Origin of the sequence: Actinoplanes xinjiangensis (assembly GCF_003148685.1) — a bacterium.
GTDB lineage: Bacteria > Actinomycetota > Actinomycetes > Mycobacteriales > Micromonosporaceae > Actinoplanes > Actinoplanes xinjiangensis.
In genome coordinates this window covers 418,267-433,371 of record NZ_QGGR01000001.1, presented here as the reverse complement: position 1 = coordinate 433,371, position 15,105 = coordinate 418,267, and the positions used below count along the sequence as shown (strand labels likewise).

General features: G+C 71.1%; 16 protein-coding genes. 11 read left to right on the top strand and 5 right to left on the bottom strand.

The features are described from left to right. The first annotated feature begins 90 nt into the window (after nt 1-90). Nucleotides 91-1,476, top strand: coding sequence for an alpha/beta fold hydrolase (locus BC793_RS01955; RefSeq protein ID WP_109589092.1), 1,386 nt, complete (start codon nt 91-93; stop codon nt 1,474-1,476). Nucleotides 1,477-1,604: 128 nt separating this feature from the next. On the opposite strand, the gene BC793_RS01950 is transcribed toward BC793_RS01955, so the two are convergent. Next, nucleotides 1,605-2,396 carry a GntR family transcriptional regulator gene (locus tag BC793_RS01950; RefSeq protein WP_109588774.1) on the bottom strand — a complete coding sequence of 264 codons (792 nt, stop codon included), beginning with the start codon at nt 2,394-2,396 and terminating at the stop codon, nt 1,605-1,607. A gap of 304 nt (nt 2,397-2,700) precedes the next feature. Between BC793_RS01950 and BC793_RS01945 the strand changes: the two genes are divergently transcribed. From BC793_RS01945 to BC793_RS52640, 3 genes are all read left to right on the top strand, one after another. Then, complete coding sequence (locus tag BC793_RS01945; RefSeq protein WP_109588773.1) at nt 2,701-3,111, top strand: DUF6232 family protein; 411 nt, start codon at nt 2,701-2,703, stop codon at nt 3,109-3,111. A gap of 115 nt (nt 3,112-3,226) precedes the next feature. Then, nucleotides 3,227-4,150 carry a helix-turn-helix domain-containing protein gene (locus tag BC793_RS01940; protein WP_109588772.1) on the top strand — a complete coding sequence of 308 codons (924 nt, stop codon included), beginning with the start codon at nt 3,227-3,229 and terminating at the stop codon, nt 4,148-4,150. After that, nucleotides 4,053-4,364: a DUF397 domain-containing protein gene (locus BC793_RS52640; RefSeq protein WP_346265283.1), complete on the top strand. Its 312-nt coding sequence runs from the start codon at nt 4,053-4,055 to the stop codon at nt 4,362-4,364. Before BC793_RS01940 ends, BC793_RS52640 begins: the two co-directional genes overlap by 98 nt. Before the next feature lie 47 nt (nt 4,365-4,411). Here BC793_RS52640 and BC793_RS01930 read toward each other — a convergent pair whose 3' ends face one another. Next, nucleotides 4,412-5,281: a PAC2 family protein gene (locus BC793_RS01930; protein ID WP_109588770.1), complete on the bottom strand. Its 870-nt coding sequence runs from the start codon at nt 5,279-5,281 to the stop codon at nt 4,412-4,414. 124 nt (nt 5,282-5,405) lie between these two features. On the opposite strand from BC793_RS01930, the gene BC793_RS49435 reads away from it, so the two are divergent. The 3 genes from BC793_RS49435 to BC793_RS01910 all read left to right on the top strand — a co-directional run bounded on the left by BC793_RS49435 (nt 5,406) and on the right by BC793_RS01910 (nt 6,849). Further along, the gene (locus BC793_RS49435) at nt 5,406-5,960 is read left to right on the top strand and encodes a hypothetical protein (protein ID WP_158319179.1); all 555 of its coding nucleotides are present in this window, start codon (nt 5,406-5,408) and stop codon (nt 5,958-5,960) included. A gap of 119 nt (nt 5,961-6,079) precedes the next feature. Next, nucleotides 6,080-6,412, top strand: coding sequence for an ArsR/SmtB family transcription factor (locus BC793_RS01915; protein ID WP_109589091.1), 333 nt, complete (start codon nt 6,080-6,082; stop codon nt 6,410-6,412). Beyond that, nucleotides 6,409-6,849 (top strand): SRPBCC family protein, encoded by a 441-nt coding sequence (locus tag BC793_RS01910; protein ID WP_109588767.1) that lies wholly within the window; start codon nt 6,409-6,411, stop codon nt 6,847-6,849. The genes BC793_RS01915 and BC793_RS01910 overlap by 4 nt, the downstream gene beginning before the upstream one ends. A 189-nt stretch (nt 6,850-7,038) precedes the next feature. Here BC793_RS01910 and BC793_RS01905 read toward each other — a convergent pair whose 3' ends face one another. Together BC793_RS01905 and BC793_RS01900 are read right to left on the bottom strand one after the other, a co-directional pair. Continuing rightward, entirely contained in the window at nt 7,039-9,573 is a 2,535-nt protein-coding gene (locus BC793_RS01905) for an ABC transporter permease (RefSeq protein WP_109588766.1), read from the bottom strand. Continuing rightward, a complete protein-coding gene (locus BC793_RS01900; RefSeq protein ID WP_109588765.1) occupies nt 9,573-10,340 on the bottom strand; it encodes an ABC transporter ATP-binding protein in 768 nt (255 codons plus the stop codon). The genes BC793_RS01905 and BC793_RS01900 overlap by 1 nt, the downstream gene beginning before the upstream one ends. A gap of 196 nt (nt 10,341-10,536) precedes the next feature. On the opposite strand from BC793_RS01900, the gene BC793_RS01895 reads away from it, so the two are divergent. The 4 genes from BC793_RS01895 (at nt 10,537) to BC793_RS01880 (ending at nt 13,392) form a co-directional block, all read left to right on the top strand. Beyond that, nucleotides 10,537-11,241 carry a neutral zinc metallopeptidase gene (locus BC793_RS01895; RefSeq protein ID WP_109588764.1) on the top strand — a complete coding sequence of 235 codons (705 nt, stop codon included), beginning with the start codon at nt 10,537-10,539 and terminating at the stop codon, nt 11,239-11,241. 69 nt (nt 11,242-11,310) lie between these two features. Further along, nucleotides 11,311-11,946, top strand: a complete 636-nt coding sequence (locus tag BC793_RS01890) for an HAD family hydrolase (protein WP_109588763.1) — start codon at nt 11,311-11,313, stop codon at nt 11,944-11,946. Between the two features lie 58 nt (nt 11,947-12,004). Then, on the top strand, nt 12,005-12,484 hold the full coding sequence (locus BC793_RS01885) for a toxin-antitoxin system HicB family antitoxin (protein ID WP_109588762.1): 480 nt from the start codon (nt 12,005-12,007) through the stop codon (nt 12,482-12,484). A gap of 113 nt (nt 12,485-12,597) precedes the next feature. Then, nucleotides 12,598-13,392: a DUF4097 family beta strand repeat-containing protein gene (locus BC793_RS01880; protein WP_109588761.1), complete on the top strand. Its 795-nt coding sequence runs from the start codon at nt 12,598-12,600 to the stop codon at nt 13,390-13,392. 491 nt (nt 13,393-13,883) lie between these two features. Here the strand turns inward: BC793_RS01880 and BC793_RS01875 are convergent, their stop codons facing one another. Continuing rightward, nucleotides 13,884-14,615, bottom strand: coding sequence for a response regulator transcription factor (locus BC793_RS01875; protein WP_109589090.1), 732 nt, complete (start codon nt 14,613-14,615; stop codon nt 13,884-13,886). Between the last annotated feature and the right edge of the window lie 490 nt (nt 14,616-15,105).

Genomic DNA, 15,105 nt, shown 5'->3' with positions numbered 1-15,105 from the left:
CGAAGGTCTTCCGGCAGCTACCAAAGTATGTTCCCGAGCGATTCCTTCGGCCGCTGCCGACCGGTCCACCTGCGGCGGATGCTTCCCGGCATGACGCTTCCCGGCACACCGGCGATCCGCATCGCCGCCCTTCTCCTGCCCGCCGCCGTCTGGGGCGTGATCGTCGCACTGTGGACCCCGCGCGGCCCGCTGACCGGCGCGGAAGCGCTCTGGTCCGTCGTCATCAGCGCCGGCGTCGGCGTTCTGGCCGGCCGGGCGGCGCGGTCCCGGTGGGCCATACCCCTGACCCCTCTGGTGTACGTGACCGCGCTCGAACTGACCAGGATGACGGTGTCCGGCCCGTCGGTGGACCTCCCGCACGCGACCCCGATCGGGATCCTCGTCCTGATCACCGGCCGTGGCGTGCACGGCCTGTTCTCGGTGCTTCCGATGGCGGTCGGTGCCGCGTACGGCCACCGCCGCCCGGCCCGCACCCGGTGGCGGCGGGTCACCGGCCGGGTGCTGACCGGGCTGGCCACGGTGCTGGCGGCCGGTGCCGCGGTGGCCGTCGCCGTTCCGGCCCGTACCCCCGCGATCCCCGGCGGTGTCGCCGAGCTGAGCCGGGCCGGCGATCTCGCCGTGATGATCCGGGGCCGCTCCCCGGACCTGCCGGTGCTGCTGTACGTTCCCGGCCCGCCCGGCGGCTCGGAGACGTCGATCATGCGGACCCGGGTGTCCGGCCTGGAGGATCACTTCGTGGTGGCCACCCTGGACCGGCGTGGTGGGGGAGCGTCGGCGGGGGCGCTGGGCCGTGCCGGGTCGCTGTCGCTGGACAGCGAGGTCGCCGACGTTCTGGCCGTCACCGACCACCTGCGACAGCGGTTCGGCCGGGACCGCATCGTCCTGCTCGGCCACTCCGGCGGATCGATCCCGGCCGTCGTGGCCGCGCAGCGGCACCCGGAGAAGTACCGTGCCTACATCGGCACCGGCCAGGCCGTGAACCTGCGGGACTCCGACCGGATGTTCTACGCCGACGTGCTGTCCTGGGCGCGGGCCGGCGGCCGCACCGATCTGGTGGAGCGGCTGGAGCGCCAGGGCCCCCCGCCGTGGCCGGACGCTTACGACTACGAGCCGTTCCAGCTCCATGCCACCCGGGCGTACGGGCTGCCGGACCCGCCGTTCGAACTGAACGTCCCGGAGTACACGCTGTTGCAGAAGGCCCACTTCATGACCACGATGCTCGACGCGTGGGACAGCCTCTACCCGCGGCTGCAGGAGGTGGACCTGCACCGGGACGTGCCGAGCCTGTCGATCCCGGCCTATTTCGTACAGGGCGGCCGGGAGATGCGCGGCCTGGCCGTGCCGTTCGCCTCCTGGTATGCGGCGCTGCGGTCGCCGGACAAGCGCCTGGTCACGTTCCCGGAGGCGGGCCACCGGCCGATGGCCGAGGACCCGGGCCGTTTCGTCGAGACGCTCGCCGCCCTGGTGCCGGCCTGACCCGAACCCGCGCCGCCTCGTGATCCGGCGCCACGCCGGGTCACGGTGAGGGTCGGCGGCGGCGTGATGCCGGTCGTGGCGTGATGCCGATTGGCTCCCGATCGGCCGGCCGGAGTGGGGGGCGGTGATCAGGCCAGGGCCAGACCGGGGTCCGGCTCGGGTTCGGGGGCCGGGCCCGGGATCCGGTACTCCTCGGTGAGTGTGGTCATCGGTCCCGGCCAGGTCGCCTGTGCCACCTCGATCGGTTTACGGGTCTCGTCGAAAGCGACATGTAGCAGATGAAGCACCGGGGTGTCCGGCCGGATCTGGAGGATCTCGGCCTCCTCCCGGCTCGGCTGCCGGGCGCTGATCGTGTCGGTGGCTGAGGTGTAACGGCGGTCCAGCACCTCCTCCGCCTCCTGATAGAGCGGCCGGCCGAAGGCTTCGAGGCGTTCCAGCGAGGTGCCGCTCGCGTCGGTCACCCGGAACCAGGAGGCACCGACCTCGACGGTGGCATCGTCGGTACGCACCACATGCCGCCTGACCAGCATCTCCGTGCCGTCGCGCACCCCGAAGGCGTCGGCCACCTCGGGCGGCGCGGCCTCCCGGCCCACGGCGGTGAGCTGCTGGCGGTACCGGGCGGCGAGGTCGGCGTGGTAGCCACGGTGCGCGCCGTACCGGCCGCGCGAGAGACGGTTCAGGCGGCGGCGGGTGCCACGGACGTACGTACCGGAGCCGGGTTTGGTGATCAGGATGCCCTCGACCCGCAGCTGGTCGACGGTGCGCTGCACGGTCTGTTTGGCGACGCCGAACATCTCCGCCATGGCGGGGATGGACGGCAGCCGCTCGCCCGGCTGCCAGTCACCGCGCCGTATGCGTTCCCGCAGCTGGGCCGCGATCTGCCGATGCGGGAACTCGGCGGCGCCCGGATTGATGCTCATGACCGGCTCCTTCCAGCTAGGTTCCTAGGATGTCCTAGAAAGCGCGAGGTCAGCGAGTCGACACGCGCACGCGTCCATGAATGAATTCGTCTATCAGCTATAAGGCTGCCAGGCACCTGGCGGGCATGCCCCGCTTGACCCCATACTGAATCGACGTTAAGGGATGTGGGGTCACAGAAAGAGGCGGCGACCAGTAGCCGCTGGCCGCCGCCCAGGCCTCTCGTCCATGGAGGAGGAGAGCCGTGTCAACCGCTATCTTCATGCAGGCCTCCTCCGGCTCGCAAGCCGAGGGGAGGGATGGGAATTGCCGGTCTTCTACCGAGGTCCACGCGCCGTCATCACGCACCATGTCGTCGAGGTGTCGAAGGACCACCGCCGGCTGTTCATGGTGGCCGAGATGAGCGATGTCCACATCGTTCGGTTCGACCCCGGCCCGGACGGTGCCGGCCGGCACCTCGCCGGAGTGTCGTCGCTGGTGGCGGCGGTGATCGCGGTGCCCGTGGTGGGTCCCGCATCGATGCTTCTCACCGTCGTGGTCGCCGGCGCCCTGAGCGCCGGGGCGATCGTCTGCCTGCGGTCGCGCCACGCCGGCTGGTGGCAGCTGCGTGCCGGGTACCGGGGCGCCGTGGTGGAGGTCTTCTCGTCCGGGGACGAGAAGGAGTTCGCCGAGTTCTGCCGGGGTCTGGTGCGATCGCTCGAGTACGGGGAGGTCTGACCGGGCGGTGACGATACGGTCTGCGGTATATTTCGGCGGACTTTGAGCAGTACCGCACTTTGCATCGTCGCAATCAAGGGCGATTGGCGGCTTTTAAGGGTTTAGTGAGGGCTGAATGGCGGTCGCGCGTGACGACCTTCCCGCAGTGTCGCGACGGCGGGTGCGGTTGGCGTTGCGCGCGGCCCGGGAGCGCACCGGTCTCAGCCAGAGCGAGGTCGCCAAGAAGCTGGGCTGGTCACTCTCCAAGGTGCAGCGCATCGAGCTGGGCGAGGTCACGATCTCGCCCACCGACCTGCGTGCCCTCCTGGTAGACATCTACCAGCTCACCGATCAGGGCCGGATCGCCGAACTGGCGGAGGAGGCGCGCGTCGCCCGCCGCGAGCGGTACTGGACGGCTCCCGAACACCGCGACCACCTGCCCCCCGGTCTGGTGCAGTTGCTCCAGTTCGAGCTGGCGGCGACCACGATCAAGGAGTATCAGTCCACCCTGGTGCCCGGTCACCTGCAGACGCCGGCGTTCGCGGAGGCCACGCTCGCCTGGTATGAGGTGACATTGAGTGAGGAGGCGCGCCGGGTGCGCCGGGACGTGCGCCTGGCCCGGCGTGAGCGCGTGATCGAGCGCGGCGGCTCACCGGAGTATCGACTCCTACTCGACGAGTCCGCGCTCTGGCGGATAATCGGCGACATGGCGATCACCGCCGACCAGTTCGAAGACCTGGTCACGGCGGCTCAGCGACCGAATGTGCACGTGCGTGTCCTGCCGATGGACAACGGCGCGGTGATGGGCATGTTCGGCGGGTTCTCGGTGCTCCACCTCGGCGCCGACTCGGCTGACGCGGTTCTGTACCGAGAGTCCTACACCCGGGATGAGCTGGTCGAGGACCCGGCCGAGGTGGACTACCACCGGCTGGTGTTCGATCGCTTCTGGGACCGTTCCCTCGATGAGGCCGCGAGCCGCGCGCTCGTGCTGGCGCGGCTCTACGACCTACGGGCCAAGATCGCCCGTATGTCCGGCAATGATCAGGGCACGGAGCCGTGATCGAGTGGGAGAAAGGTTCACGATGAGAGACACCACAACGGCGTGGCAGCGCAGTTCCTACTGTGCGACCTCGGGATGTGTCGAGGTGGCACAGGTCGACGGCACGGTCCGGCTTCGCGACAGTAAGAATCCGGAACTGCCGGCACTGATCTTCACTCCAGCCGAATGGAACGGATTCCAGGATCGCGTCCTGGCTTCCGGTGAGACTTCCTGAATGATTCGCGGCGGGCGCCCCTCACGGAGTCGCCCGCCGCGACACGCTCACCAGGAGCCGGCTGTCGGGCCCGCTGATCCGCCGCGCCGCCGCAGGTACTTCTCGAACTCGCTGGCGATCTCGTCGCCGGTGAGGGGCTGGATGCCCGCGTCGCCGACCCGCTCCTCCAGCTCGCGCACATACTCTCCGAGCTCCGCGTCCTGCTCGGCGGCGGCCCGGACCCGCTTCTCCCACTCGTCGGCCTGCTCGGCCAGGTCGGCCATCGGCACCGGCAGGTCGAGGACGTCCTCGATGCGGCTGAGTAGCGACAGGGTCGCCTTGGGGCAGGGTGGGTTGTTGGCGTAGTGGGGCACGTGCACCCAGAACGACAGCGCGTCCAGTTCGGCGCGGGTGGCGGCCTCCTGGAGGACCCCGACGATGCCGGTCGGGCCGTCATACCGGGTGGGCACGACCTTGTACTTCTCCGCGGTGTCGCGGTCGCTGGCGGTGCCGCTGATCGGCAGGGGCCGCGTGTACGGCACGTCGGCCAGCAGCGCGCCGAGCAGCACGATCCGGCTGACCTCCAGGCTGTGGCAGATCTCCAGCACGTTCTCGCAGAAGGTGCGCCACCGCATGCTCGGCTCGATGCCGCGGATCAGGACGACGTCACGGTCGGCGCCGGGCGGGCTGGCCACGGTGAATCGGGTGGTGGGCCATTCGATCTTCCGCGTCTCGCCCTCGGCCATCGTGATGGTGGGCCGGCTGACCTGGAAGTCGTAGAAGTCCTCGGGGTCGATGCTGGTGACCTCGCGGGACTCCCAGACCTGCTCGAGGTGTTCCACGGCCGCGGTCGAAGCGTCCGCAGCATCGTTCCAGCCCTCGAAGGCGGCGATGGCCACGGGGGAGCGGAGCAGCGGAAGGCCGTCGAACTCAGTCATGGAACACAGCCTACGTGCGGGTGCGGGAACCTACCCGGCGGCCGCGCCGGGCCACCTGAGGCATCGATAAGGCTCTTCGTTGATACCACCCACAAAGTCGCATTTATACGGGCATAATCGTCATATGGCCGATCATGTGGATCAGGTGCTCGGGCCCACCGACGACACCGTCAGCTTCTTCCAGGCCCGCGGCATGTTCTATGTGACCGCGCTCTGGGTCCTGGCCGCCGCCTGGCTCCCGATGCTGCTGATCACGCTGGGCGTGCGGGCGGCCGCCGGCTACCGTCCGGACGCCGGCGACATCGTGGTCTTCGTCGAGTTGACGCTCGTGGTCCCGGCCGTCGTCGCCGCGGCCCTGATGCTCGCCGTCTGGCGCCGTCTCGGCTGGCTGCACACGTCGGTGCACGGTCTGGACTTCGCCGCCACCGGCCGGCGCGGGATCCACCTGCCCTGGTCCGGCATCGCCGCGGTGGGGCTGCACGGCCGCGGTCCGTTCACCGAGCTGGTGATCACCCCGATCGCCGAGGACTACGCCTCCGAACTGCCCGGCAAGGGCGGGCCGCCTCGTGTGCGACGGCGGGGTGGCGAGTTCGCGTACATCATCGATGTGGGTCTGATGTCGCCCGGGCCGGAGGTCCTGCTCGCGGAGCTGCACCGCCGCGTGCCCAGCAAGGTTTGACAGGCGCCGCGGGCGCGGCTAGGTTCTTAACGTCTTCGTTAATTAACCGATAGGTTAAGTGCGTGCCTGAACGGCCGAGCTCCGACCGGCTGGATTCGGATCGGCTCAGCTCTGGACGGCTGAGTTCGGACCGGCTCAGCGTGATCTTCGCGGCGCTGGCCGACCCCACGCGCCGCGCCATCCTGACCCGTCTCGCCGAGGGCGAGGCCACCGTGACCGAGCTCGCCGAGCCGTTCGACATCAGCCTCCCGGCGATCTCCCGCCACCTGAAGGTCCTGGAGAACGCGGGTCTGATCTCACGCAGCCGTTCCGCGCAGTGGCGGTCCAGCCGTCTCGAGGCGGCGCCGCTGCGCGAGGCCACCGCGTGGATGGAGCACTACCGCCGCTTCTGGGACGACAACTTCACCCGCCTCGACGCTCACCTCAAACGCCTCCAGGAGGACGACAAGTGACCGACCTCGTCATCACCCGCATCTTCGACGCCCCGCGCCACCTGGTGTACCGGGCGTTCACCGACCCCGATCAGCTGGCCGCCTGGTTCGGCCCGGTCGGCTGGTCGGTGCCCCGCGACACCGTCGACCTCGACGTACGCCCCGGCGGCCGGCAGGTCTTCACCATGGTCAACGACGCCGACCCGTCGATGTCCTCCCCGGTGAACGCGACGTTCGTCGAGGTCGTCGAGAACGAACTGCTGGTCGGCGAGGAGGACGTCAGCCACATCCCCGACTTCGGCGCCGACAGGCTGCGTATGACCGTCGAATTCCACGACGAGGAGGACGGCCGCACCCGGTTGGTCCTGACCCAGAGCCCGTTCCCCACCGAGATGGAGTCCGGCGCTCGCGAGGGCTGGGGATCGAGCTTCACCAAGCTCGACAAGATCCTCTCCTGACGAGCCGTCGGCGCAGGTCACTCCCGGTCGGCGCGGACCGTTGTCTCGCAGCGTCCGAGCCAGCGGTGAGATCCAGCGGTGAGATCCAGCGGGATGGGGCCGGGCCGGGCCGGCTTCACCCGGCTGTCTCGGAGTCGCCGGATGTGACCGGGCGGCCGGCCCCAGGGGGACGCGGCCGCCCTATGGCTGTCAGTCGTGGGCGATGGCGTTCAGGACGTTGAGGCGGGCGGCGCGGATGGCCGGCACGACCGCCGCGATGACGCCTACCAGGGCGGCCAGCGCCAGGTAGGTGGCCATCCGGTCCCAGGGCAGGACGATCTGGGTGATGCCGTCGTCCTTCAGGGCGCGGGCGACCGCGCTGCCCATGCCGGCACCGACCGTCACGCCCAGCAGGGCGCCGAAGACCGCGATGACCACGGCCTCGACGGTGATCATCCGCATGGTCTGGGCACGGCCCAGGCCGACGGCGCGGAGCAGACCGAGTTCTCGGGTGCGCTCCAGGACGGACAGGGCCAGCGTGTTGATCACGCCGAGGACGGCGATCAGGATGGCCAGGCCCAGCAGGATCTGGATCATCGTGATGATCTGGTCGAAGACCGCGACCTGGCTGTCGACGAACGTCTGCTGGTCGGTCGCCGAGACCTCGGGACTGTCCGCGACCAGTGCCTTGACCTGCGGCAGCACCGCCGACACCGGGACGCCGTCGTCGAGCCGGACGAACCCGAGGACCGGCTGGGTGATCCCGAAGCCCTTGATCGCCTCGGCCGGGAGGATGATGCTGCCGGGCAGCGCGTTCTCCGCGAAGATGAGGGCGACCGTGTAGGTGCGGGCCTCGCCGCGGGCCGTCTGGATCGGCACCCGCGACCCGGTCTGCCAGCCCCGCTCCTGCGCCTCGGGCGCGCTCACCGCGACCTGGTCGGCGCCGAGCTTCGGAGCCGTCGTGCCGTACGCCTCGGCCATCCGGGACAGGTCCTCGGTGGCGGCCACGTACGACCGGTCGTCACCGATCGCCACCAGGTCGTTGTAGAGGCCGGCGGCGGCTCGCACGCCCGGAACGGCGGCGGCCCGGTCGATGACCGCCGGATCGTAGGTCGGCGGACGCGGCCCACCCTGATCGCCACTGATCATGATGTGGGCCTTGAGGATGCGGGCCGCCTCGGCCTTGAGGCTGCTCTTCGCCGAGTCCATCACCACGGTCACGCCGGTGACCAGGGCGATGCCGACCATCAGCGCGGCCGCGGTGATCGCGGTACGGCGCGGGTTGCGGCCCGAGTTGAGCCGCCCCAGCCGGCCCGGCACCGACCAGGAGAACAGCCGGCCCAGCAGGGCGACCACCGGGCGGCTGATCAGCGGGGTGAGCAGGGCGACGCCGATGAACGTGACGAGCACCCCGCCGAGGATCAGGTAGAGCGCGGTGTTGCCGGTCGCCACGAACAGGCCGCTGCCCAGTGCCGCCGCGCCGGCCGCGGTGACCACCGTCCCGGCGACGGTGAGCCTGGTGAGTGGGCGATCCGGAGTGGCCACGTCCTGCATCGCGGCGACCGGGGCGATCCGGGACGCGCGCAGCGCCGGCATCACCGCGGCCACCACGGTGACCAGGATGCCCACCGTGAACGAGCTGATCACCGCGGACAGCGGCACCCCGATCGGGGCGAGGTCCATCCCGCCGCTCATGTTGCTGAACAGCGCGCCCAGCCCGGCACCCGCACCGACCCCGGCGAGCAGCCCGAGCACCGAGGCGATCAGGCCGACCACCACGGCCTCCACCAGCACCGAGTTGATCACCTGGCGGCGGGAGGCGCCGATCGCACGCAGCAGCGCCAGCTCACGGGTGCGCTGGGCGACCACGATCGAGAACGTGTTGAGGATCAGGAAGATGCCGACGAACAGCGCGATCCCGGCGAAGCCCAGCAGGATCTGGTTGAAGAAGCCCATGCCCTCCTTCAGGTCCGCCGAACTCTCCGCCGACAGCTGATCGCCGGTCTTCACCTCGTAGGCGCCGCCGAGGACCGGGGTCAGCCGGTCGCGCAGCTGGTCCGGGGTGATCCCGTCGGCGGCGGCGACCGTCACCGACGTGAACACGTCCTTCTCGCCGAGCATCAGCTCCTGCGCCACCGGCGTGGTGAACGCGACCTCCTGCACACCGCTGATGCTGTCCCGGCCGCCGGTGTAGCCCCAGATGCCGACCAGGGTGAACTCACGTTTCGGCTGCTGGGTCAGCACGGGCACCCGATCGCCCACGGCGTAGCCGGCCAGTGTCGCGGTGGTCGCGTTCATGGCGATCTCGTCCGCCGACTCCGGACCGCGGCCGGAGCGGATCTCCATCAGGTCGTCGGTGCCGGTCCAGTTCGAGCCGATCCGCGGGGGACCGAACGAGGTGAGCACCTTGCCGTCGGTACCGATCACGCGGGCCCCGTCGGCATCGACACGGCCGGTCGCCGACCGTACCCCCGCCTGGGTTGTGATCGTCTCCACGACGGACGCCGGAAGCGGCGCGGAGACCTCCTCACCGTCCATCTCGCCGACCTCGACCTTGGGTTTCGCGGTGACCGAGACGTCGGTCGCCGCGTAGACGTCGGAGAAGATCGAGTCGAAGGTCCGGTTGAGGGTGTCGGTGAGCACCAGCGCGCCGGACACGAACATCACACCCAGGATCACCGCGAGGCCCGACAGGACCAGCCGCAGTTTCCGGGCGAGCAGACTCTTCAGGGTCGCGCGGAGCATCAGAGCATCACCGAGTCGGACGGGGCGTCCAGTCGCTTCATGGTGTCGAGCACCGTCTCGGCCGTCGGGTTCGCCAGCTCGTCGACGATCGAACCGTCGGCCAGGAACACCACCCGGTCGGCGTAGCTCGCCGCCACCGGGTCGTGGGTGACCATCACGATCGTCTGCCCGTGCTCACGCACACTGGAGCGCAGGAATCCCAGCACCTCGGCACCGGACCGCGAGTCCAGGTTGCCGGTCGGCTCGTCCGCGAAGATCACGTCGGGGCGGCCCACCAGGGCCCGTGCGCAGGCCACCCGCTGCTGCTGGCCGCCGGAGAGCTGGCTGGGCCGGTGGCTGAGCCGGTCGGCGAGGCCGACCGTGCCGATCACCGTGTCCCACCACTGCGGGTCGGCCTTGCGGCCGGCGATGTCCAGCGGCAGCCGGATGTTCTCCGCGGCGCTGAGCGTCGGCAGCAGGTTGAACTGCTGGAAGATGAAGCCGATCCGGTCCCGGCGCAGGCGGGTCAGCGCCTTGTCGCCGAGCGTGCTGATCTCCGTGCCGCCGATGTGCACGGTGCCCTCGTCCACCGTGTCCAGACCGGCGAGGCAGTGCATCAGTGTCGACTTGCCGCTGCCGGACGGCCCCATGATGGCCGTGAACCGGGCCCGGCCGAACTCGGCGCTGACCCCCCGCAGCGCTGCCACCCGGGCCTCGCCCGAACCGTAGACCTTCCAGATCCCGTCCGCGCGCGCCGCTACCGGCCCGCCGGCATTCGTCGCTGCCACTGTGTCTCCCCCTGTGGTCCGAATATCCGTCCGGCTCAGTGTCGGGGCGGGAGCGGCCCGCGGCGTCCGCCCCACGGGTGATGCCGACGCGGAGAAATCCCTGAGGAGGGCACTGAGGAACTTCTCAGGGACTTCCCTGACAACGTTGATGTTGGTGGATCCGGTCTAACGTGGTAACCCCGTCCTGGAGGACCGCATGCGTGTTCGATCCGCACCGCTCCTGGCCCTTCTCGCCGTGCTGCTCACCGCCGGCTGCCTGCCCGTGCAGGAGCCGCCGCCCGGTGCCCGGCAGCCCGGCGTACCGAGAGCCACCGGCAGCGCCGACCTCGGCCCCGAGGGCACCGACACACCCGAGGAGTTCATCCGCGACATGCGGGGCGCCCAGCTCGTCGCCGAGCAGTACTGGTCACAGCGGCTGGGCGCGGGCTTCCAGCCGGTCGCCGAGATCATCGCGTACGAGCAGGAGGGCGAGGTGTCGTGCGGCGGGCAGCCGCTGCCCCGCAACAACGCCGTCTACTGCTCCGACGGGGACTTCATCGCCTACGACGTCAACTGGGCGTTCGCCGCGTTCCGGCAGCTCGGTGACGCCTTCGTGTACTACCTGCTCGGCCACGAGTACGCCCACGCCGTCCAGGCCCGGCTCGGCATCCGCAAGGAGTTCACCATCGAGCAGGAGCTCCAGGCCGACTGCATGGCCGGGGCGTACATCGGTGACCAGGTCCGCGAGAAGAATCTGAGTATGGACGACAACGACACCCAGGAACTCGCCGACGGTCTCGAGGCGGTCGGCGACGACCCCGACCAGCCGTGGTTCGCGCCCGGCGCGCACGGCTCGCCCCAGCAGCGGTTCCAGTCGTTCGCCAACGGCTACCAGGACTCGCTGGAGCCGTGCGGGCTCTGAGGGCACCGTCACATCCGCTCGGCCGCCGGCCCGGTGGCGAACCACAATGGGCCGGTGAATCCTGCCGCCGTGCTCTTCGACATGGACGGGACACTGGTCGACAGCGAGCGGCTCTGGGGCATCGCCCTCGGTGAGCTCGCCGTCCACGCCGGTGGCGCCCTCTCCGAGACCGCCCGCCTGGCCATGGTCGGCACCAGCATGGCCCGCAGCATGCAGCTCTTCCGCGACGACCTGGGGCAGCCCGGCCGTCCCGAGGCGCCCGACGTCGAGTGGCTCACCGTCCGCGTCCAGGAGCTGTTCGCCGACGGCCTGGTGTGGCGGCCCGGCGCCATGGAGCTGCTGCACGCGGTCCGCGCGGCCGGCATCCCGACGGCGCTGGTGACGTCGACCGGGCGCCGGCTCGTCGAGGTCGCCCTCCGCACCCTCGGCCCGGAGAACTTCGACGTCGTCGTCTGCGGCGACGAGGTCCAGCGGCCGAAACCCGACCCCGAGCCGTACCGGACGGCGGCCGCCCTGCTCCGCGTCCCGATCGGGGCGTGCGTGGCGATCGAGGACTCACCCAGCGGCGTGGCCAGCGCGGCCGCCGCCGGTGCGGTGGTGCTCGCGGTGCCGGCCGAGCTGGAGCTGACCCCGGTCGACGGTGTGCACCTGAGGCCGACGCTCGCCGGCGTGGACCCGGCATTCCTGGCGGCCCTGCTCGTCTGAGCCCCGCGGGGTGCGTCACCCTCTTGCGTTGACGTCACTATGACGTCATAGTGGTGTCATGGACCTGACGCCGTACCTCGACGGGCTTCGCGCCGACCTCACCGCCGTCGCCGCGCCCGCCGGCCCGGACACCGTCCGCGCCGCCGACCTCCTCGGCGGCGCTCTCGAATCCTCCGCCCGCCTGGCTCTGCTCGAAGCCCTCTCCGACGCCGCCGCCGAGATCACCACCCGGCTCAGCGGCCCCGTCGTCGAGGTCCGGCTGCGCGGCCGCGAGGCCGACCTCGTCGTCACCGGTGCCACCCCCGAAACGCCGCCCCCGCCGCCGCCCGCCTTCACCGAAACCGGCGGCGACCTGGCCCGGCTCACCCTTCGCATGCCGGAAAGCCTCAAGGCCCACGTCGAACAGACCGCGGCCGCCGAAGGCGTCTCCGTCAACGCCTGGCTCGTCCGGGCGATCACCACCGCCATCAGTCCCGGCACCCCGGGCGGCTCGGGCGGCTCGGGCGGTCGCCGGGTCACCGGGTTCTTCCAGGCCTGAGCCGCCTTCCCCGCCCGCCACGGCCGCGGCGGTCCCTTTTCTCCCGGTCCCGGCCCGGCGCTCCTCCCGGTCTCCGGGCCCCGCACCCCTCGTCTATCAAGGAGACACCGCAGATGTACGAGTACGCGCGCACCGAACCCGTCACCGTCTCGCTCCGTGCCCTCAGTGGCCGGGTCGACGTCGAAGCCGGGCCCCACGAGACGATCCAGGTCGACGTCACCCCGCTGCGCGACAGCAGCGCCGCCCGTGACCTGGCAGCCGAGGTCAAGGTGGCGCTGGAGGGCGACACCCTGGTGGTGCACGTCCCCGACCGGAGAGGCGCCCTGTGGCGGCGCGGCCACAGCCTCGCCATCACCATCAGGGTCCCGGAGGGAAGCACCCTGACCGGCCGCAGTGCCGCCGCCGGCATCCGCGCCGCCGGCCGCTACGCCCAGGTCGACCTCAAGCTGTCCTCCGGCGACTCCGAGGTCGAGAACGTCGACGGGGAAGCCCGCATCACCACCGCCAGCGGTCACCTCACCGTGGGCCGGGCGGGCGGTGCGGTGGCTCTCAAGACCAGCTCCGGCCACCTGACCATCGGTGACGTCACGGGTGACGTCACCGCGGGCACGTCGAGTGGTGACATCCGGCTCGCCTCCGCCGGCGCCTCCGTCGAAGCCACCAGCGCCAGCGGCGAGATCGAGGTCGGCCGGCTGCGCCAGGGCCGGGCCAGGATCCGCACCTCCTCCGGCGACGTCCGCGTCGGAGTCGCCACCGGCACCGGCGTCTGGCTCGACCTGAACACCTCCTCCGGCCGCAACGTCAACAACCTGGCCTCCCCCGGCGACGACATCCCGTCGACCGGCGCCACCCTCGAACTGAAGGTCCGCACCGCCTCCGGCGACATCCACATCCAGCGAGCCGCCTGACCCGACGCCCGATGCGCGCTCACCCGCTCGCTGTCGGGCCCGATTCGCCCGCTGTCAGGCCGCTGTCGGGGCGATCCGCCCGCCGTGGGGATGGTGAGGTAATTCGCCCGCCCTCGGGATGATGAGGCGATCCACTCGCCTCGGAGCGATCAGGGATCAGGCGATCGGCACGTCGCTGCCACTTCGGGCACTTTTGCGCCATTTGGCGCCCCTCAGGTCGCCGCGTTACCCGGCACCCCGGCCGTTGCGGCGGTGAGACGATCCGTCCGCTGTCTGCAGGCGGCCGGGAAATCCCCCGTCGGATCGGTGAGGTGATCGCCACGTCTGCCGCGGCGATCCGCTCGCGTCGGGCCACACGCCGTTGCGGTGATGACGGGCGGACACGCGACGCGATGGCATGCACCCGGCCGCCGTCGTGACGGTGGGGTGATGCCGGTGCGGTGATGGCGCCGGCGGACCCGCGGGGCGGTGCCGGGCGGTGCCGGCGGGTGTCAGGTGCCGGGGCGGACGAGGCCTGTCTCGTAGGCGAGGACCACGGCCTGGGTCCGGTCGCGAAGGCGCAGTTTGGTGAGTACATGGCCGACGTGGGTCTTCACCGTGGTCTCACTGACACCGAGGATCGCGGCGATCTCGCTGTTGCTCCGGCCCCTGGCCACGTGGACCAGGACCTCTCGCTCCCGGCCGGTGAGCGGGGACAGCTTCGCGGCCGCGGCGATGCCGGTGTCTACCAGGAGGGTTCCGGCCAGCCGGGTCACCATCCGGGCCAGGACCGGCGGGGTGATCACCGCTCCGCCGGCGGCCACGGCGTGCACCGCGGCGACGAGTTCCGTCTGTGGAGCGTCCTTGCAGAGGTACCCGGCAGCACCGGCACCGATCGCGGCGACCACCTCCTCATCGGTGTCGCGGCCGGTCAGGATCAGCACCCGCACGGCGAGCCGGGCCTCGGTGATCGCCCGGGCCACGGCGAGGCCGTCCAGGCGGGGGAGTGCGACGTCGGTGATCAGTACGTCCGGCTGCAACCGCCGGGCCAGATCGAGAGCCTCCACCCCGTCACCGGCCTCCCCGGCGACGACGATCTCCCGTTCGCCCGGTCGGCCACCGCCGTCCGGCGCATCGGTTCCGCGGCCGGTGAGCACGGTCCGCAGCCCGGCCCGTTGCAGCGACGCGGCATCCGCGAGCAGAACGCGAAGTGGCCCGCTCACGTCACCACCGCTGCCCGGCATGGTCGGCGCCACTTGTTGCCGGACCACCTTCCGGCACGGTCGGCCCCACGGCGGCCCTCCGGGTGCCGTGTGCCTCGATGCCGGAGGGCAGGTGCCGCGCCCGATGAGCGGGTGCCGCCGTCCGGCGCCAAGCGCCGGACGACCTGGTGACCGTGGTAGGAGGGCGGGTGATGGCCTCCCGGTCGTGAACCTGCCGCGACGGTGGCGGTTGGCCCGCTGCTCGTGGGCGTGGCGCCGGTGGGGCCGGCGGCCGTGGGCGTGGCGCCGGTGGGTTCGAGGGCGGTGGGCGTGGCGCCGGTGGGTTCGAGGGCGGTGGGCGTGGCGCCGGTTAGTTCGGGGGCGGTGGGCGTGGCGCCGGTGGGTTCGGGGGCCGTGGACCTGCCGGGATGGCGGCGGTCTGGCACGGCGGTCGTGGATGTGGCGAAACGGTGCGCGACGGCCTGCCGGTCGTGGACCTGGAGGGACGGCGCGGGACGACCTGCCGGTCGTA